Source organism: Pantoea sp. ICBG 1758 (genome assembly GCF_002928325.1).
Lineage (GTDB): Bacteria > Pseudomonadota > Gammaproteobacteria > Enterobacterales > Enterobacteriaceae > Pantoea > Pantoea eucrina.
The window spans coordinates 329,713-347,421 of the sequence record NZ_POWL01000004.1; the positions used below are offsets into that span (position 1 = coordinate 329,713).

The following is a 17,709-nucleotide window of genomic DNA, read 5'->3' on the forward strand; positions in this document are numbered from 1 at the left end:
TCATTGCTAAGCAACATTTACGAAAAGAGCGGGCCGCTGATGGATATGCTGGGGTTGATCGACAATTTTGTTCGCGTAGTGGAAAACGGCACTATTGCCGCTGCTGCCCGCTCCAGAGGAATGAGTGCTGCAGCCGTAAGCCAGAGCCTGGCCCGGCTCGAAACACACCTCGGCGTGCGTCTGCTTTCACGTACCACCCGCAGTATGGTCCTGACGGAAAGCGGTCAGCGTTATTACGCCAAAGTCCGCCATATACCGTATGATATTGCGCTTGCTGCGCAGGCTGCCGCTGTGGAAACCGGACCGCAGGGTCCGCTGCGCATTGCCACCACCGCGGCGTTTGGCCGCTACGTGGTTGCCCCTCTTATGCCGGCTTTTAATGAAATGTTCCCCGGAATTGACATAGAACTGATCGCTACCGATCGTGATGTCGATCACCGGCTGGAAAATATCGATGTCAGCCTGCGCATTGAGGCGCAGCTGAACGATCGGCTGGTGGCGCGAAAAATCGCATCCCTGCCGTTTATTTTCTGTGCGGCACCCGCTTATCTCTCCCGTGCAGGTACTCCGCAACGCATTGACGAGCTGAGCGAGCACGCCTGTCTGGTGTTTCGTTATCCCACAGATGGCCGGTTTCTTCCCTGGAGCTTCAGCGCAGACGGGGAGGTCGTTACCGCCCGGCTGAATCCCCGCTTTATCAGTGACGATATCGATATTATTGCCAGAATTGCCGTCAGCGGTGGCGGAATTGCACGGCTGGCAAGCTTTATCGCCCGGCCGCTGATCGCCAGCGGCCAGCTAATCCCGCTGTTTACTGACGACAAACAGGCGATTCAGTCGCTGCCGATGATCATTTACGCCTGCGTCAGTGAGCGTTCCGCCCTGAGCGCAAAAGTCAGGGCGTTTATTGATTACATTGCGGCAGCGGTTGCCACAGATGAAAAGATGTCATCGGCGCCGCTCCGGGGTGATTAACGCGGAGTGCGCAGCCGCAGTATGAACAGGCTGCTGACGAGCATCACTGCTGCTGCCATCAGCACCATCTTCTGCAGGCCGATAAGCCCAGCCAGATGTCCTCCTGCCAGCGCACCGCTGCCGATGGCGGCATTAAATATCGCGATATAGAACGCAGAAGCGGGCTGCGCGGCCGTACCGGCACTGCGCAGCAGCCAGGTCTGCAGCCCGACGAATATTACTGCGATCCCGGCGCTCCAGAGTGCCAGCAGCAGCGCGGTCAGGCCGTGCGGCAATGCGGCGATGCTGAGTGCGCCCAGCGCCAGCGCGCTCAGCAGCAGCGCTGAAAGAATCAGGCCCCTGAGATGCCGATCGATCAACTTCCCGGCAATCATATTGCCCGCTACGCCGGCGATGCCGGCCATCAGCAGCAGGGCGGAAACCGCAGCAGGGGCAATACCCTGCTTTAACGTCAGCAGCGGATCGATATAGGTAAACGCGGCAAAGTGCGCGGTGATGACGGCTGCCGTTGCGCCAAACAGCGTCAGCAGCGTGCGATGGCGAAAAATAGCCAGATAGTCATTCAGTTTTAAGGGGGCAGGAGGCGTCAGAGCGGGAAGCGTGCGCCAGAGAACCACGGCGGCGGCCAGTGCAAACAGCGCAATGGCACCGAACGCGCTGCGCCAGCCGGCAGCAGCAGCCATAAAGCTGGCAAGCGGTACGCCCAGTACGCTGGCGGCTGAGACGCCGCCAAATATCACTGATGTCGCCAGTCCCAGCCTGCTGGCCGGCACCAGCCGGGCGGCAACGGTGCCAATCAGCGCCCAGAATACGCCATGGGCCAGCGCACCGGTAATGCGGGCGGTCATTAGCGCGGGCAGAGCGTAAGCGCGCATCGCCATCAGACAGGAGCCCGCCAGAATCACCATTAATCCAACCAGCAGCGCCTTGCGCGGAGTGCGTGCTGGCAGCATGCCGGAGCAGAGTGCAGCCAGCGCAGCGACCCAGCCATAAGCGGTAACAATCAGTCCGGTGGTGGCAGCAGGCTGGTGCAGATCGTTTGCCAGGGCGTTCAGCATCCCTACCGGCGCCAGCTCGCTGGTGACAATAGTAAAAGCGCTGAGGCCGAGCGCGGCAATAGCAATCCAGTTACGCGCTGGCACAGCGTGCGTGGCGATAACAGTGTCATTCATGGTGCAGTCTCCTTATGTTCAGATTCCGGAATTCTTAACCGGTTTAACTTCCCGGGGATGCGCAGTATCATCTGATCGAAATCGGGAAAACAGTGCGGAGAATGGAAGGCTATTTTCCATAAATGGAAACTATGAAGAGTGAATTTTACTGGGATGACATCAGGATCTTTCTGGCAATCGCCCGCGCCGGAACGCTGAGCGGCGCGGCGAGTGCGCTGGAAACCGGCATCGCGACCGTCTCCAGAAAGCTGGACCGGCTGGAGCAGTCGCTGGGACTGCCGCTGTTCAGCCGGCATCAGAGCGGATACCGGCTAACGGATGATGGCGAAGCGCTGCTGGAGCGGGCGGAGGCGCTGGAAGAGGCGGGGCGGGCGGTGACCGAAAAAGCGCAGCTGCAGGGAGCGGTGGCCGGACTGGTACGGCTGGCAACGTCGGATAATCTGGCCACCCATTTTATTCTGCCTTCACTGCCGTCTCTGCTGCAGACGCATCCGGCGCTTCGGCTGGAGGTGCTGAGCGGGGTGCAGTCAGTCAATCTGCACCGCAGAGAGGCCGATCTGGCGATTCGTCTGGTTCGCCCTGAGGCGGGCAACCTGACCATCAGACGGCTGGGAACACTGGGATTCGGTCTGTATATGGCGCCGTCATTACTGCACGCTTCAGCACCTTTTACCCTCAATGAAGCGCCCTGTATCGGCTGGTCTGAATCACACCAGCATCTGCCTGCCGCCCGCTGGATCAAGCGCGTGCTGCGCGGCAGGCCCTGCCGGCTGGAAGCCAACACGCTGACCGCGCAGGTTGCGGCGGTGACGGCCGGACTGGGCGTTGGCGTGTTGCCGCACTTTATGGCCAGAGCCAGCGGTTTGCATTGCCTGCAGCGCGACAGTAGTGCCGATCAGCCGCTGTGGCTGGTAATGCACGCCGATCTGGCAACGTCGGGTCGCGTACGCGCGGTGGCCGATCATCTTATCGGACTCTTCAGCGAATGCCGGGAGCAGCTTGAACGCTGAGCAAAATCCAGCGCGCGCGTCGGTAAGCGCAGCAATGTTCTACACTCCGGTAACGCGCAAAGTAACAGGAGAAAAGATGACGAACTCAAAAAACAGTGAAATCGTGCATGAACTGGTGTCAGAGAGCGGCACCGCATGGAACGGTCAGGCTTACGACTGCTATCCGTCAGGCAAGCCACAGATTTCCGTTATGCGCATGTCGCTGCCGCCCCACAGTGAACTGCCGTGGCATACGCATCCCATGCCCAACACGGCTTACGTGCTGTCGGGCCAGCTGATTATTGAAGATAAAGAGAGCGGCCGGCGCCAGCATTTTAATGCCGGTGAAGCGCTGAATGAGACGGTTAACAGTGCGCATCGCGGCTATACCGCTGAGCAGGCGACCGAGCTGATTATTTTTTATGCCGGGGCAGAGGGGCAGTCGCTCTCTGAGCCGCTGCCGGGTGAAGAGCCGGAGTTTTAGCGTTGAGCCGGGTGGAGAGTGACCGGAGGCGCAACAGCGCCGATCTGCACCCGGTTCGCTTTAACCCTTAATGCTTTTTGCGCCCCGCAGCGTTTTTGATCGGGCTGGCTGCCTGGTTGCTCGCCTAAATCATCACGGCGCCTCTGCTAAACTTGCCGGGTCGTAACTAAAAAAACAGAGGACTGGAATGAAAATCAAAAGCTATGCCGCGATGAAAGCGGGCGAAGCACTGGTGCCGCACGAATATGAAGCTGGTCCGCTGAACGCGGAAGAGGTGATGGTCGAAGTGGACTACTGCGGTGTCTGCCACTCCGATCTCTCTATGATCGACAATGAGTGGGGCATCTCCTCTTTCCCGGTCATTGCCGGGCATGAAGTTATCGGCCGCATCAGCGAGCTGGGAGCCGCAGCGCAAAACAAAGGGCTGAAAGTGGGCCAGCGCGTGGGCATCGGCTGGACGGCGAAAAGTTGTCAGCACTGCGATGCCTGTATTAACGGCGAGCAGGTAAACTGCGAAAAAGGCTCTGTCCCGACCATTATGAACAAAGGCGGCTTCGCCAGCCACCTGCGTGCGGACTGGCAGTGGGTGATCCCGCTACCGGAATCAATTGATATTACGTCAGCCGGCCCGCTGCTCTGCGGTGGTATTACCGTATTCAAACCGCTGCTGATGCACAACATCAACGTTAACAGCCGTGTCGGCGTCATCGGAATTGGCGGTCTGGGCCATATGGCCATCAAACTGCTGCGTGCCATGGGTGCAGAGGTGACCGCGTTTAGTTCAAACGCCAGCAAAACTGAATCTGTTAAAGCGATGGGCGCCGATCGCGTGGTCAACAGCCGCGATCCAAAAGCGCTGAAGGCGCTGGCGGGTCAGTTTGACCTGATTATCAGTACGGTTGCGGTCGATCTCGACTGGCAGCCCTATTTCCAGGCGCTGGCCCCGCACGGTAAGTTCCATACCGTCGGTGCAGTAATGAAGCCGTTCCCGGTTCCGGCATTTACCCTGATCATGGGCGATCGCGCGGTAACCGGCTCCTCTACCGGCTCGCCGGGCCAGCTGCGTACGCTGATGCGCCTCGCCGCGCGTACTGATATCGCGCCGCAGGTAGAAGAGTTCCCGATGTCAAAAATCAACGATGCGCTGGAGCATGTGCGCGCCGGTAAAGCGAACTACCGCGTTGTGCTGAAAGCTGATTTCTGATGCAGAGATGAAAAGAGGTGGCTCAGCCACCTCTTTTTTTTACCCTTTGTTTGCTGAATCGTCCTGCTCGCCGAGGAAGAAGTACCAGAGCGGAATCGACATCAGTCCGGTAAATACCAGCGTGTAGAGCGTAATCATAAAGCCCTGCGTCAGATACATGGTCAGCGACCAGTGGCTGAACGGAATACCATACTGATCGATCACGCCACCGATAATCGCATTACTCATCACCGTACCGACAATCAGCGCCAGAATGAACAGGCCGCGCAGAAAATAGCGCATCTCTTTACGTTTGACCGTAAAGCGGGCGCGAATAATGCCCAGCGGCGACTGCTGTGCAGCGAGGATCTCCGCTTCAGTCATTGGCGTACGCTGCTGTCTGCGCCAGCGCAGATAATCGATGGCTAAAAACAGCAGCAGGCTGACACCCATGACCGGCAGCGCATACCCCAGCGCTACGGCCAGCAGCAGGGAGAGCAGGCGCGCCGTGAGCGGCAGCGCCAGCCAGCTTGCCGTTAGCGTCTCAAGCGGGCTGGTAGCAGCCGAAGCGGGGCGGCGCAGCCACCACATGCGGTAGCCCAGCACAATCATGGTGCAGAGGCCGAGACCAAAGAGAGCCAGCAGCAGCTGATTGGGCAGACCAAACAGCACGCCCATATGAGCATCCACGCCCCAGCGGGTCAGTTTTGCCACCAGCGGAAAGCGGGCAAATTCAGCGCGATCCACGATCGCGAAACTGTGCGGATCCACCGACACCGCATCCACCTGCGTGGGCCAGCGGCGATCGATTTCCGTGACGGTCCAGGCGCTGCCGCTGTTTTTCGGCTGGCGCAGCTCCACTTTCGCTGCATCAATCCCGTTCGCGCGCGCGGCATTCAGCGCCTGGTCCCAGTCAGCATCGGGCATATTGGCGGGCGCCGGTTTCATCATGGGCATGCCGGGTTTGCGCATCGCCGCCATATCGGTCACTGACATACTGTGATGATCGGCGTGCGGATCGGCGGGGGCGACCGGTGCATCCGGATCGAGTACCGTTCTGACCTGCGGCGTCAGCCAGTTCAGCTCACTGCGCATTTTATCGATGTTCGCGCCTGCCCATTGTGACCAGGTGAGGCCGGTCGCAGAGAAGAACAGCAGCCCGAGCAGCAGCAGCAGTCCCAGGGTGGCGTGCCAGTGGCGGCTGAAAGCCAACCCGCTGCGTGCCGGTTTAAGCCGGCGCTTCGGCCGGGTCGCCAGCCACAACACCACGCCACCCAGCGCGGCTACCCAGAGCCAGCTTGCCGCCAGCTCGCTGTAGTTGCGTCCGGCATCGCCCAGCAGCAGGCTGCTGTGCAGCAAATCGAGCGTGGTGCGCAGCGGCAGTATGCCGCTGGTTCCGTAGACCGGCATATCTCCCTTTATCTGCAGGGTATAGGGATCGATAAACAGCGCGCGCGAGGTCGAGGCGCCCAGCGCCGGATCGCTGAACTGCACGCGGGTGGTCTCCTCTGCACCCGGTGCCGGTCGCACCGCGTAAATATGCGCATCTGCGCCAGCCCTGGCACGTGCCGCGCCGATCTGAGCCGACAGCGGCTGCGGTTCACCAGCGGGCGTTACCGTCAGCGCATCGTGATAGACCAGCTGTTCGAGCTGAGGCGTGAGCACATAGAGCGTGCCGCTCAGCGCAGCAATAAAGATAAACGGCGCAACGAACAGGCCGATATAAAAATGCAGGCGGCGAAGCAGATTGAGCACCGCGCCGCGCGGTGCTGCAGAATTAACAGCAGACAAAAGCGTCTTCCTTCTGAAAGTAAACAACCGGGGCGACGGGCAGCACGCTGCGCCCGCGCCACGTTAAAGCGGATTCAGTTAAGAAGCGGGGAAGGCGGTCCGCGCGGACGGGGTATGGCCACCCGCCTGCGCACTACGGGTGCCGCGCGCCGCGGCAGCGGTGGCGCACGGGAGTGAAGCAGCATCAGCCAGATAAAGGGAATAAACACCCAAATCATCAGCGGCACATGCACCAGCAGATCGCAGTAGCCGCAGGCAAGTTCGCCGTCGTCCGCGTCATGATGCATCATGCCCGGCATGGCGTGCTCCATCATCTGATGATGATCCATCTCCATCATGGCCGGGGCAGGCTGCGAAACGCGCTGCTGCTCAATCAGGCTTTTCGACACCACCGGCGCAACAAACAGCAGCAGCACCGCCAGAATGGCGAGGCAGGCAGTAAGGCGCTGGCGAAGTGCAGGTAAAACCGTCATAGCAGATAGCAGGTCACGTCAGAGAAGAGGCGGAATTGTAACGCGATTGCCGCTGCCGCGTTAAACAAACGCCGCCGGAGAGGGAAATAATTCGCATTTTTTGAAAAAGCTCACCCCGGACGCCGTTTTTGTTAACCTTAATGCAACCTGATGAGAACAGTGCAGAAACAATAAAGCGGAGCGAAGATGAAAATAGTGATGCTGGATGGTGATACGCTGCCCGAACGGCCGGCGCAGCCAGAATGGTGCAGTGCATGGGTCTGGCGCGGACAGACCGCACCCGCGGAGATTGTGTCTGCCCTGCAGGGGGCGACGATAGCCATGACAAATAAAGTCCCGCTGCGCGCCGACACGCTGCGGCAGCTGCCTGAACTGCGCTATATCTGCGTCACGGCTACCGGCTATGACTGTATCGACCTTGACGCCTGCCGGGCGCAGGGCATTGTGGTCAGCAATGTACCCGGCTACTCCACCCGCAGCGTGGCGGAGGGGGTAATCGCTGCGCTGTTCGCGCTGCGGCGACATCTGATGGATTACGCCATCAGCAGCCGCGACGCGTGGCCCGCCTCGCCGCACTTTTGTATCCATCGCGAGCCGCTGCAGGATATTCAGGGTGCGGTACTGGGCGTGGTCGGCAAAGGCGATATTGGCAGCGCAGCGGGTGAGATGGCGCAGGCGCTGGGTATGACGGTGCTCTATGCTGAACGGCCGGGGGCGGCAGCCGTCCGCGCCGGCTATACCGCCTTTGATGAGGTGCTGGCGCGCAGCGACATACTGACGCTGCACTGCCCGCTGACGCCGCAGACGCAGCAGATGATCAACCGGCAGACGCTGGCCGCGATGAAACCGGGAGCGTTACTGATCAACACCGCGCGCGGCGGACTGATTGAAGAGGAGGATCTGGCGGCCGCGCTGCGTCAGGGAACCCTCGGCGGCGCGGCGCTGGACGTGCTGAGCAGTGAGCCGCCACCCGCTACGCATCCGCTGCTGCAACCCGACGTGCCCCGGCTGCTGCTGACGCCGCATATCGCCTGGGCAACCCGGCAGGGCGTGGCGAATCTGCTGCGCGGTATTGAAGCCAACCTGGAGGCGTTTGCGCAGGATAAACCGCGTAATCAGGTGAGCTAAGGGTCAGAATACCGAGCGGCCCAGGCGGTCGCTCAGCTTCTCCAGCAGCGCGGTGCCGGCCAGTGAATTGCCTGAGCGATCCAGCGCCGGAGACCAGACGGCAATGCTCATCTCCCCCGGGATCACCGCAATAATGCCGCCGCCCACGCCGGATTTGGCCGGCATGCCCACCCGCCAGGCAAATTCGCCGGCGCCATCATACATGCCGCTGGTCATCATCAGCGCATTCACCTGACGCGCCTGACGCGGCGAGACCACCGCCCGGCGATTATCCTGTGTGCGTCCCTGGTTGGCCAGATAGAGAAATGTACGCGCCAGTTCGTTGCAGCTCATGGCCAGCGAACAGTAGTGAAAATAGGTCTCCATCACCTTGCTGACATCGTTATTAAAATTGCCAAACGATTTCATCAGCCAGGCAATGGCAGCGTTCCGGGCAGAGTGCTCATACTCAGAGCGCGCGACGCCGCGGTCATACAGAATATCCTCCTGCTGCGCCAGGCCACGGACAAATTCCAGCATGCGCTGGCGCGGAGCCGTCAGGCGGCTCTCCAGCAAATCGCACATCACCAGCGCGCCGGCGTTAATAAAGGGGTTACGCGGTTTGCCCTGTTCCAGCTCCAGCTGGACCAGCGAATTAAACGCCTGTCCGGATGGCTCTTTACCCACGCGCTGCCAGATTTCAGCGTCTTCATACAGCGTCAGGGCCACCGTCAGCGACAGCACCTTAGAGATGGATTGCACTGAAAAGCGCGTAGCGGCATCACCCGCCTGATAGCACTCACCTGACGGGGTACAGATTGCGATCCCCAGCTGGTCAGGCTCCACGTCCGCCAGCGCCGGAATATAATCCGCCACCTTTCCCTGCTGCGTCAGCGGCCGGACCTCGCTGATAATCTCTTCAAGCAATGCGTTACTGAGTTCTGACACATCCCGCTCCGATAGTAATGAATCTGGCCACAAGGGCGATGGCCAGGATGATGGTGATTTGCAGGCGCCGCGTCAATCCGCCAGCCGCAATTCTGTGACACATTCTGTCGCGCGCGGTGACAGCGCGGTTGCGGACTGTATATGAATTAACCGCAACGTAAAATTCTGTTGCGAATGACCAGGTTACGGGCTGCCCGCTTTTGACTATGCTGGAACGGTGCAGGGCGCCGGGACGCTGCACATGGATTTCTGATTAGGAGAAACTGATGCCTGTTACACCTTCTGACGCTGAAGAGACTATGCGTCGCCCTGGCCGGTTTATGCGGCTGCAAACGCTGCTGCGCCGGGACACCACGCCGGTAAGGCTTTTGCTGCTGGCGGCGCTGGTTGGCACCCTGACCGGCCTGGTGGGTGTGGCATTTAACCGGGCGGTCAACCTGATGCTGCAGCTGCGTATCGATACGCTCACTGCACAGCATAGCGGTTTCGTGACCGGAGCGATCTCTGCCTTTGCCGCCTCTGCCATCATGGGCGGCGTGGGCTATTTTCTGGTGCGCCGCTTTGCGCCTGAGGCGGGTGGCTCGGGCATTCCGGAAATTGAAGGTGCGCTGGAAGAGCTGCGCCCGGTACGCTGGTGGCGCGTATTGCCGGTAAAATTTTTTGGCGGCATGGGCGCACTCGGTTCCGGGATGGTGCTGGGTCGGGAAGGACCGACGGTGCAGCTGGGCGGGAATATCGGCGGCATGTGCAGCGATCTGTTTCGCCTGCGCAGCGCTGAATCGCGCCACACGCTGCTCGCAACTGGTGCGGCAGCCGGTCTTGCAGCGGCCTTCAACGCACCGCTGGCGGGGATTTTATTTATTATTGAAGAGATGCGTCCGCAGTTTCGCTACAGTCTGGTTTCAATCAAAGCGGTATTTGTTGGCGTCATCATGGCCAGCATCGTCTACCGGCTCTGCGAGGGCAATAGCGCTATCATCGATATCGGCCAGCTCAGAGATGCGCCCACTAATACATTATGGCTCTATCTGCTGCTGGGGGGGGTGTTTGGCGCTGTCGGCGTCGCGTTTAACCGGCTGATCTTCACCATGCAGGATCGCTTTCAGCGTCTGCATCGCGGGCGCACCACGGCGTGGGTGCTGTGGGGCAGCGTGCTGGCCGGACTTTGCGGTGTACTGAGTATGCTGCTGCCGCAGGCGGCCGGTGGCGGGATAACGCTGATCCCGGCATTCTCTGGCGGCGAATATAGCGCGCTGATGCTGTTTGGTCTTTTTATGCTGCGCACGCTGGTGACGCTCTGCTGCTTTGCCTCCGGCGCACCGGGCGGCATTTTTGCGCCCATGCTGACGCTGGGTACGCTGCTGGGCACCTGTTTTGGCCAGATCGCTATAGCCTGGTTTCCGGCGTGGCATCTGGAAGCGGGCACCTTTGCGGTTGCCGGTATGGGCGCGCTGTTTGCCGCGTCGGTCCGCGCGCCGCTGACGGGGATTGTGCTGGTGCTGGAGATGACCAGCAATTATCAGCTGATCCTGCCGATGATCATTACCTGTCTGGGCGCTACGCTGGCGGCACAGTTTTTTGGCGGCAAGCCGCTCTATTCATCACTGCTGGCGCGCACGCTGGCGAAAACCCCGCTGAAAGAACCGCTGTCGCGCGATGCCAGCTGACCCGGCTGTGGCAGAGATAAGCGTGACCCTCGCGCTTATTTCACCTATGCTGACTTGCGGCATCCCGTATCGCAGTCCACCTTTACTCTTTGACCTTTTAAAATGGACGCACCATGCTCTGGTTATGGAACACGCTTATTTTACTGGCAACCGTTGCACTGATGGAAGCAGTGGCGGCGCTCTCGCACAAATATATTATGCACGGCTGGGGATGGGGCTGGCATCTCTCTCATCATGAACCGCATACCAGCAGGTTTGAACTCAACGACCTTTACGCCGTTGTGTTTGCCGTGCTCTCAGTCGGGCTGATTTACTATGGCGTGCAGGGCATGTGGCCACTGCAGTGGATCGGCGCCGGGATGACCACCTACGGCGCGCTCTATTTTATGGTGCATGACGGGCTGGTGCATCAGCGCTGGCCGTTTCGCTACATTCCGCGCAAAGGCTATCTGAAGCGTTTATATATGGCGCATCGGATGCATCATGCGGTGCGCGGGCGTGAAGGTTGCGTCTCGTTTGGTTTTCTCTACGCACCGCCGCTGCATAAGCTGCAGGCTACGCTGCGTGAACGTCACGGTCGCAAACCTAACGCGGCCGCTGCCACAGATCGGCAGGACGCGGCTGCGGACGCGCCACGCGAGAAGTAAGCGCAATCCCCGCGCCTTTGAGCAGCAGCGCCAGCTTTTCCCCTTTGCTGGTGCGCTGCCGCGCATCCCAGGCCCGCATACCCGCATCCTGCACTTTTACCCCGATTTCGCGATACACCCCGTGGGCCGTCGCGATAGCCCACGCCGAGCGCAACGGCAGATCGGGCAGCCCGCTGCGGGCCGAATGGTAGTAAGGCTCCGCCGCTGCTACCAGGCGTGCAGCCAGCGGCGCTATCGCCGCACGATAGTGCGGATCGGCCAGCTGACTGGCACGTAACCCGGCTTCCGTCAGCCAGCTTTGCGGCAGATAGCAGCGCCCGTTTTGCGCATCTTCAACAATATCGCGTGCAATATTTGTCAGCTGAAACGCCAGGCCGAGATCGCAGGCGTGATCGAGTACGTTCTCATCGCGTACGCCCATTACGCGCGCCATCATCAGACCCACGACGCCCGCTACGTGATAGCAGTAACGCAGTGTGTCATCAAAGGTGATGTAGCGCTCTTCGCGCGCGTCCATAGCGAACCCCTCCAGATGATCAAACGCCAGCTGGGGCGGAAGTTCATGCGTCAGCGCCACTTCCTGAAACGCACGAAAGGCGAGTTCATCCATATGCGCGCCGCTGTATGCGCGGCGGGTCTCAATCTGCAGATGCTGCATGCGCGTTTGCGCGTCTGCCACCTGATGTTGCGTGCCACCTTCACCCAGCGTCTGGCCGTCAATCACATCATCACAGTGACGACACCAGGCATAGAGCATCAGCGTGCTGCGGCGCGTCGCCGGATCAAAAAGCTTTGCTGCGGTAGCGAAGCTTTTCGAGCCCGCCGCCATGGTCTGCGTGACCTGCTCAATCAGGGGAGGCTGATTCATCCGGCAAGATCCTCTACCATCAGCTGCGCGGTAGCTTTAGCTGAGCCGATGACACCCGGAACGCCAGCGCCGGGATGCGTGCCCGCACCAACCAGGTAGAGATTGCTGATGTCGGCGTCGCGGTTATGCGGCCGGAACCAGGCGCTTTGGGTAAGGATCGGCTCCAGCGAAAACGCTGAGCCCTGATGTGCGTGCAGCGTGTCGCGGAAATCTTCCGGCGTAAAAATACGCTGTGTCACTATCTGTTCGCGCAGGCCTGGCATGTAGTGCTCCTCAAGATAAGCAAAAATACGGTCGCGGAAGCGCGGCCCTTCCTGCTGCCAGTCGATTGCGGCAGTACCAAGGTGCGGAACCGGCGCCAGCACATAAAAACTGCCGCAGCCTGCCGGTGCCAGCGACGGATCGGTGGTGCAGGGTGCATGCAGGTAGAGCGAGAAATCGTCCGCCAGCTGGTTGCTGTTAAATATTTCATTAATCAGCTCGCGGTAACGCGGGCCGAAGCAGACCGTATGGTGCGCCAGCTGAGCGTGCGGCTGGTTAAGGCCAAAATAGAGTACAAACAGCGAATTACTCATTCGCTTCCGCTTCAGCGTGGCGGCGCGCTTACGGGCGACCGCATGGTGCTGCAGCAGCCGGTCATAGGTATGTACGACATCAGCATTGGAGGCTACGGCACTGGCGTCAAAGCGACGTCCATCTTTTAGCTGCACGCCGCTGATGCGATTACCCTGCGTTTCCAGCTGGCTCACTTCGGCATTAAGCAGCAGCTCGCCGCCGAGGTCGCGAAACAGCCGCGCCATGCCATCGACCAGCGCGCCGGTACCGCCTCGCGGAAACCAGACGCCCCATTCGCGTTCCAGCGCATGAATCAAAGTGTAGATAGAGGATGTTGCAAACGGATTACCGCCCACCAGTAAAGAGTGGAATGAAAAGGCCTGGCGCAGATGATCGTCCTGAATAAATTTTGCCACCATATCGTATACGCTGCGCCACGCCTGCAGGCGGCCCAGCTGCGGGCCGGCGCGCAGCATATCGCGGAAATTCAGGAACGGCACCGTGCCGAGTTTGAGATACCCCTCTTTAAATACCGCCTGTGAATAGGCAAGAAACCGGCGATAGCCTTCAACATCCTGCGGATTAAACGCGGCGATCTGCTGCTCCAGCAGGGTCTGATTATTGTCATAATCAAGCACCTTGCCATCTTCCCAGCAGAGACGATAAAAGGGCGTGACCGGCATCAGCTCAACGTAGTCGCTGAGTTTTTTTCCGGCCAGCGTGAAAAGCGCTTCAATGGCGCTGGGATCGGTGATCACTGTCGGACCGGCATCAAAGGTAAAGCCCTCATCCTGCCATACGTAGGCGCGCCCGCCGGGTTTATCACGCTGCTCCAGTAGCGTGGTCGGAATACCCGCCGCCTGCAGACGAATAGCCAGAGCCAGGCCGCCAAAGCCCGCGCCAATCACATAAGTACGTTTCATTCTTTCTTCCCTGGTAGCGAAGGAGTCATCAACAGTGCGCGCAGCGCTTCTCCCACCGGCACCGGTGGTTTACCGCATAATATGCGTGCTTTATCCCTGAGAAAGAGCTCTCCGGCGTAAAAGCGACTGATAAGACCGGCATCAAGCCGGTAAAAACGTTGCATAACCTGCCAGCGTTTTTCCGGCCGTCCGGCAAGGAACAGCATACGATTGAGCAGGCGGAAAAAATGCTGCTCGCGCCACTGGCGGCGGGCAAACTGTTCAATACGCTGGCTGAGCATTTCTGCATTACAGGGCAGAGCAGCCGCGATCTCATCCGCCAGCGCAACGGCAGAGGGCAGCGAATAGCCCGTAGTCGCATGAAACAGTCCGGCGCGCAGCCCGCTGCAGGGCTGACCCTGCTGCTGCTGCCAGAAGCGTTCAATATCACCATCAAGCGTGATCGGCAGGGAACCCTGTTCTTCACGCAACAGGCGGCTTAGCTGCCAGCCCTGCTGCTCTGCATAGTGCATGATGTTTTGTCGTGCCTGTTCGCTATCGAGCGTGGCGTGATTGATATAGTGGGTATCTTCAATCAGCAGCCGTTCAGCGCTGAGCGGCAGGGTATAGACAAAGCGATAGCCGCTGTGCTGATCGACCGTGGCATCCATCAGTACCGGCTGCTGCAGGCCGTGCGGACGCGCCAGATGCCACTCCTGACCGACAAACGACTGATAACCAAGCCGCAGATGTGGCGTGGGCTGCAGGCCGCGTCCATCAATCACGGCGCGGGCGTGCAGCACGTCGCCGTTTTCCAGGGTTACGCTTTGCGGTGTTACGCTGCGCACGGGCGCTGCGGTGCGCAACCTGTCTCCCAGCGTTTCGCGCAGATGGCGGGCGAAGTCCTGTGAGGCGATGGAACAATACTCCCCGCGCAGATTACGCCGCAGCGCCGGAAAGCGGACCTGATAGCCTGGCCAGCGCGCGGATAGCAGCGGCTCCAGCCAGGTAAACTGTGCGTCACTGACATCGTCGCGGTGAAACGACCAGGTATGATTGCCTGCCGGCTGAGCGGCACTCTCCAGCAGCAGAATGTCAGGGGCCGGCTGCAGCTGCATCAGCCGCAGGGCGATCAGCCCGTTTGCCAGCCCGGCCCCCACCAGAATAAGATCGGCATGCGTTTCTGACATCAGGTCGCCTCCGCCAGCACAATCTGTTGCCGGCACAGCGCCTGTTCAGCGATATCAGCCGCACGCTGACAGCCGCCGGCGCGCTGCAGCTGCGCCTGAATCGCGGACATGCGCAGACGGTAGTGAGAATCGGACAGCAGCAGTTGCAAATGTGTCTCCAGCTGATGAGTGCGGCTGAAGCGTGAGGCGCGACGCCCCACGCCATGCCATTCGATACGCGATGCCACACCGGGCTGGTCAAACGCAATAGGCAGCGCCAGCATTGGAATGCCCTGAGCCAGTGCTTCCAGCGCGCTATTCAGTCCGGCGTGCGTAATAAACACCTGGGCATGCTGCAGGGCAGCGTGCTGGTCGAGAAAATCGGTTACCCAGGCCGCCCCGGCCAGCTCCAGCTTGCGTACCTGATGCGCGGTCAGCCCGCCGCAGTGGGCAACAACCAGTGATAATCCGAGATTGCAGCAGGCGCGCGCCAGGCGCAGAAAGAGCCGAAAGCGGCGTCCCTGAAGTGTACCCAGCGAAGCGTAAACCACCGGCTGACGCAGCGCGGGCCACGGCGGCGGCAGATGAGTCGTGATACTCTGCTGACGCAGCGGCCCTACGGCGTGATAGCAGGCGGGAAGCTGATGGCGCGGAAAATCAAATGCCGGCACCAGCTGGCTGATTTGGGCCAGCGATGAGAGACAATCCTGCAGGCCTGAACGTGGCGATAAACCAAATGCGCGCGCATGGTAAGCGATAACGTGGCGATGACGACGCATGATGCGGTCATACATGCGGCTGCTGGCCGCAAAACGCTTCAGCGCCTTCTCATCCTGACCATAGCGAAACGACATCACCGCCAGCGGAATGCCCGCTTCGCGATTAACCGGCAGCGCGCAGGCAACGGAAATAAACGGCAGGCCCAGCGCCTCAGCTACCAGCCCGCCCGCTGCCTCCATCTGATCGGCAATCACGCCATCCACCTGCAGTTTTTTCAATACCGCCGGTAATTCACGACACAGCATATCGGTGGTTTCAGCCATATCATTGATTACACGAAACAGGGAAAGGCCGCCGGGCGCGGCCAGGCGTTGCAGAGCCGCCGCCAGAGAGCCGGCCGGATGAGTTTGTTCACCCACCGGGGTAAAGGCGATGCGTTCATCGGTCAGCAGCGTACGTGCGTCGGCCTGCTGGATAAAGGTAATATGATGCCCGCGGCTGATAAGGGTCTGTGCCAGTGACTGCAGCGCGTGAAAATGGCTATAGAGTGGCGGCGCAATAACGGCAAAATGCCCCATAAATGATCCGCGTTAGTTGAACATTGCCAGCTGCTGATTAAACAGGGCATGCATATATTGACGGGTTGCAACGCCGCGGTGACAGGCGCAGGCAAGATGTTCATCAGCGCTGCGCAGATGCTCACGCAAACGGCGCTCCGCACCGTCAGCACCCAGCATCTGAACCAGCGTCGATTTGCCCTGATCTTTATGAATATCTTTACCGGTATGTTTGCAGCCATCAGCAAGATCGTCCAGGAGCTGAAAAGCCTGGCCCAGATCCTGCGCAAAGTAGCTGAGTTTCTGACGCATTACCGGCGCAGCATCAGTCACAATCGCCGCCATCTGCAGCGCAGCGCGAAAAAGCACGCTGGTTTTCAGTTCGTTGGTTATGGCAATCGCTTCCGGGCTGCGGCTCTGTCCACCTTCATGCAGATCCTGAAACTGACCCTGAACCAGCCCCTGCAAACCTACCGCCGCAGAGAGTTCAGCAATGGCGTCTGTTTTGTGCTGGGAGGGCAAATCCGGCGCGAGCGCGATAACTTCATAAGCGCGGCTGAGCAGCGCGACTGCTGCCAGGATAGCCACGTTTTCGCCAAACTCGCGATGCACGGTGGGACGACCGCGTCGCATCAGCGCATCGTCCATGCAGGGAATATCATCCAGTATCAGCGAGGCCGCATGCACCATTTCAACCGCGCAGGCGAGATCGAGAATGCCACGCTTTGTCAGGTCATAGCCCATGTCACGCGCCGCCAGTAACAGCAGCAGCGGACGTATGCGCTTACCGCTCGGCAGCGTGCCGGCACGCATAGCGGCCCGCACGCGATCGGAGGGCTGTCCGGCTGGCAGTAGCAGCTCAAGATTCTCCTGCAGAGCATGGCAAAGCTGGCGAAGATCGTTTTCCTGATTTGCTGCAATTTCGGCATGGGCGGTCATAGCGGCTATCCATGGTTAATAAACGTGGCGCTTTTTTTATTAACCGTAGACTGCGCAGGGGAAGAATGCCAGCGGTGATGACTCGTTAAGTCTCAGAAACCAATTATTTATATTAATTTACCGTTCCGGCTGGCTGGTATGGCATCAGGCCCGGCAGATCGGAATACATTGCTGTCAGCATCCTCAGAAACAGCAGCGCGCAGAGCAGGGAAGAGAGGCAGAAGAGGTTATTTTTTGACCTGAAAAAACGAACTTGCCGATCGCGATCAAATTTCAGCCATCAGCATTGCAGGAAGATACCTGTAGTCAGGAAATAACCGGAGGCAGCAATGAGCAAATCACTAATGCGTTTATCGGATATGGCGCGCTACCTGGGCGTCTCTCCCGCCGTGCTGATTCGCGCTATCTGTAATCGCGGCACGCTGGAGAAGGTGCCGCTCCCCTCTGCAATTGATGAAGAGCTGCCGCTCTCCAGCCGGTGCTGGTCACCGCAGGAGGTCAGGCAGTTTCGCCATCAGCTACAGCGTCAGCGGCATCAGCACAAGTAAGCAGGCAGAGCCGAT

17 protein-coding genes are annotated in these 17,709 nt (G+C 59.7%); 8 read left to right on the forward strand and 9 right to left on the reverse strand.

The genetic code is table 11. From position 1 onward, the window contains the following. Positions 1 to 39 precede the first annotated feature (39 nt). Positions 40 to 975, forward strand: coding sequence for a LysR family transcriptional regulator (locus tag C1Y41_RS15335; RefSeq protein WP_071668415.1), 936 nt, complete (start codon positions 40 to 42; stop codon positions 973 to 975). On the opposite strand, the gene C1Y41_RS15340 is transcribed toward C1Y41_RS15335, so the two are convergent. Beyond that, positions 972 to 2,147: an MFS transporter gene (locus tag C1Y41_RS15340; RefSeq protein ID WP_104085786.1), complete on the reverse strand. Its 1,176-nt coding sequence runs from the start codon at positions 2,145 to 2,147 to the stop codon at positions 972 to 974. The two genes, C1Y41_RS15335 and C1Y41_RS15340, sit on opposite strands and share 4 nt — an antisense overlap. A gap of 131 nt (positions 2,148 to 2,278) precedes the next feature. Here C1Y41_RS15340 and C1Y41_RS15345 point away from each other — a divergent pair, with 131 nt between their 5' ends. The 3 genes from C1Y41_RS15345 to C1Y41_RS15355 all read left to right on the forward strand — a co-directional run bounded on the left by C1Y41_RS15345 (position 2,279) and on the right by C1Y41_RS15355 (position 4,824). Further along, on the forward strand, positions 2,279 to 3,157 hold the full coding sequence (locus tag C1Y41_RS15345; RefSeq protein WP_071668431.1) for a LysR family transcriptional regulator: 879 nt from the start codon (positions 2,279 to 2,281) through the stop codon (positions 3,155 to 3,157). A 76-nt stretch (positions 3,158 to 3,233) separates the two neighbouring features. After that, entirely contained in the window at positions 3,234 to 3,620 is a 387-nt protein-coding gene (locus C1Y41_RS15350) for a cupin domain-containing protein (RefSeq protein WP_071668413.1), read from the forward strand. Between the two features lie 187 nt (positions 3,621 to 3,807). Beyond that, complete coding sequence (locus tag C1Y41_RS15355) at positions 3,808 to 4,824, forward strand: NAD(P)-dependent alcohol dehydrogenase (RefSeq protein WP_040113682.1); 1,017 nt, start codon at positions 3,808 to 3,810, stop codon at positions 4,822 to 4,824. A 39-nt stretch (positions 4,825 to 4,863) separates the two neighbouring features. On the opposite strand, the gene C1Y41_RS15360 is transcribed toward C1Y41_RS15355, so the two are convergent. Together C1Y41_RS15360 and C1Y41_RS15365 are read right to left on the reverse strand one after the other, a co-directional pair. Next, positions 4,864 to 6,594: a DUF2534 family protein gene (locus C1Y41_RS15360; protein ID WP_040113680.1), complete on the reverse strand. Its 1,731-nt coding sequence runs from the start codon at positions 6,592 to 6,594 to the stop codon at positions 4,864 to 4,866. A 74-nt stretch (positions 6,595 to 6,668) separates the two neighbouring features. Then, positions 6,669 to 7,067: a DUF2946 domain-containing protein gene (locus tag C1Y41_RS15365; RefSeq protein ID WP_040113679.1), complete on the reverse strand. Its 399-nt coding sequence runs from the start codon at positions 7,065 to 7,067 to the stop codon at positions 6,669 to 6,671. Positions 7,068 to 7,253: 186 nt separating this feature from the next. Between C1Y41_RS15365 and C1Y41_RS15370 the strand changes: the two genes are divergently transcribed. Further along, positions 7,254 to 8,195 carry a D-2-hydroxyacid dehydrogenase gene (locus tag C1Y41_RS15370; RefSeq protein ID WP_104085787.1) on the forward strand — a complete coding sequence of 314 codons (942 nt, stop codon included), beginning with the start codon at positions 7,254 to 7,256 and terminating at the stop codon, positions 8,193 to 8,195. A gap of 3 nt (positions 8,196 to 8,198) precedes the next feature. Here the strand turns inward: C1Y41_RS15370 and glsB are convergent, their stop codons facing one another. Continuing rightward, entirely contained in the window at positions 8,199 to 9,122 is a 924-nt protein-coding gene (gene glsB, locus C1Y41_RS15375) for a glutaminase B (protein ID WP_104085788.1), read from the reverse strand. Positions 9,123 to 9,388: 266 nt separating this feature from the next. Between glsB and clcA the strand changes: the two genes are divergently transcribed. Continuing rightward, positions 9,389 to 10,789 (forward strand): H(+)/Cl(-) exchange transporter ClcA, encoded by a 1,401-nt coding sequence (gene clcA, locus C1Y41_RS15380; protein WP_104085789.1) that lies wholly within the window; start codon positions 9,389 to 9,391, stop codon positions 10,787 to 10,789. Positions 10,790 to 10,902: 113 nt separating this feature from the next. Further along, positions 10,903 to 11,436, forward strand: coding sequence for a sterol desaturase family protein (locus C1Y41_RS15385; protein ID WP_040113672.1), 534 nt, complete (start codon positions 10,903 to 10,905; stop codon positions 11,434 to 11,436). On the opposite strand, the gene crtB is transcribed toward C1Y41_RS15385, so the two are convergent. From crtB to C1Y41_RS15410, 5 genes are read right to left on the reverse strand one after another with little or no spacing between them, the layout of a single operon-like run. Beyond that, complete coding sequence (gene crtB, locus C1Y41_RS15390) at positions 11,375 to 12,304, reverse strand: 15-cis-phytoene synthase CrtB (RefSeq protein ID WP_071668407.1); 930 nt, start codon at positions 12,302 to 12,304, stop codon at positions 11,375 to 11,377. The genes C1Y41_RS15385 and crtB overlap by 62 nt on opposite strands. After that, positions 12,301 to 13,782, reverse strand: coding sequence for a phytoene desaturase (locus C1Y41_RS15395; RefSeq protein ID WP_104085790.1), 1,482 nt, complete (start codon positions 13,780 to 13,782; stop codon positions 12,301 to 12,303). The genes crtB and C1Y41_RS15395 overlap by 4 nt, the downstream gene beginning before the upstream one ends. Beyond that, a complete protein-coding gene (gene crtY / locus C1Y41_RS15400) occupies positions 13,779 to 14,951 on the reverse strand; it encodes a lycopene beta-cyclase CrtY (RefSeq protein WP_104085791.1) in 1,173 nt (390 codons plus the stop codon). Before crtY ends, C1Y41_RS15395 begins: the two co-directional genes overlap by 4 nt. Beyond that, the gene (locus tag C1Y41_RS15405) at positions 14,951 to 16,228 is read right to left on the reverse strand and encodes a glycosyltransferase (protein WP_071668404.1); all 1,278 of its coding nucleotides are present in this window, start codon (positions 16,226 to 16,228) and stop codon (positions 14,951 to 14,953) included. The genes crtY and C1Y41_RS15405 overlap by 1 nt, the downstream gene beginning before the upstream one ends. A gap of 12 nt (positions 16,229 to 16,240) precedes the next feature. Beyond that, positions 16,241 to 17,146 carry a polyprenyl synthetase family protein gene (locus C1Y41_RS15410; RefSeq protein ID WP_071668403.1) on the reverse strand — a complete coding sequence of 302 codons (906 nt, stop codon included), beginning with the start codon at positions 17,144 to 17,146 and terminating at the stop codon, positions 16,241 to 16,243. A 329-nt stretch (positions 17,147 to 17,475) separates the two neighbouring features. Here C1Y41_RS15410 and C1Y41_RS15415 point away from each other — a divergent pair, with 329 nt between their 5' ends. Further along, on the forward strand, positions 17,476 to 17,694 hold the full coding sequence (locus C1Y41_RS15415; RefSeq protein WP_040113660.1) for a hypothetical protein: 219 nt from the start codon (positions 17,476 to 17,478) through the stop codon (positions 17,692 to 17,694). The last annotated feature ends 15 nt before the right edge of the window (positions 17,695 to 17,709 follow it).

What these genes read in the sequence shown, in the direction of transcription:
- C1Y41_RS15335 (WP_071668415.1), top strand. Translation starts at nt 40, where the DNA reads ATGGATATGCTGGGGTTGATCGACAATTTTGTTCGCGTAGTGGAAAAC.
- C1Y41_RS15340 (WP_104085786.1), bottom strand. Translation starts at nt 2,147, where the DNA reads ATGAATGACACTGTTATCGCCACGCACGCTGTGCCAGCGCGTAACTGG.
- C1Y41_RS15345 (WP_071668431.1), top strand. Translation starts at nt 2,279, where the DNA reads ATGAAGAGTGAATTTTACTGGGATGACATCAGGATCTTTCTGGCAATC.
- C1Y41_RS15350 (WP_071668413.1), top strand. Translation starts at nt 3,234, where the DNA reads ATGACGAACTCAAAAAACAGTGAAATCGTGCATGAACTGGTGTCAGAG.
- C1Y41_RS15355 (WP_040113682.1), top strand. Translation starts at nt 3,808, where the DNA reads ATGAAAATCAAAAGCTATGCCGCGATGAAAGCGGGCGAAGCACTGGTG.
- C1Y41_RS15365 (WP_040113679.1), bottom strand. Translation starts at nt 7,067, where the DNA reads ATGACGGTTTTACCTGCACTTCGCCAGCGCCTTACTGCCTGCCTCGCC.
- C1Y41_RS15370 (WP_104085787.1), top strand. Translation starts at nt 7,254, where the DNA reads ATGAAAATAGTGATGCTGGATGGTGATACGCTGCCCGAACGGCCGGCG.
- clcA (WP_104085789.1), top strand. Translation starts at nt 9,389, where the DNA reads ATGCCTGTTACACCTTCTGACGCTGAAGAGACTATGCGTCGCCCTGGC.
- C1Y41_RS15385 (WP_040113672.1), top strand. Translation starts at nt 10,903, where the DNA reads ATGCTCTGGTTATGGAACACGCTTATTTTACTGGCAACCGTTGCACTG.
- crtB (WP_071668407.1), bottom strand. Translation starts at nt 12,304, where the DNA reads ATGAATCAGCCTCCCCTGATTGAGCAGGTCACGCAGACCATGGCGGCG.
- C1Y41_RS15395 (WP_104085790.1), bottom strand. Translation starts at nt 13,782, where the DNA reads ATGAAACGTACTTATGTGATTGGCGCGGGCTTTGGCGGCCTGGCTCTG.
- crtY (WP_104085791.1), bottom strand. Translation starts at nt 14,951, where the DNA reads ATGTCAGAAACGCATGCCGATCTTATTCTGGTGGGGGCCGGGCTGGCA.
- C1Y41_RS15405 (WP_071668404.1), bottom strand. Translation starts at nt 16,228, where the DNA reads ATGGGGCATTTTGCCGTTATTGCGCCGCCACTCTATAGCCATTTTCAC.
- C1Y41_RS15410 (WP_071668403.1), bottom strand. Translation starts at nt 17,146, where the DNA reads ATGACCGCCCATGCCGAAATTGCAGCAAATCAGGAAAACGATCTTCGC.
- C1Y41_RS15415 (WP_040113660.1), top strand. Translation starts at nt 17,476, where the DNA reads ATGAGCAAATCACTAATGCGTTTATCGGATATGGCGCGCTACCTGGGC.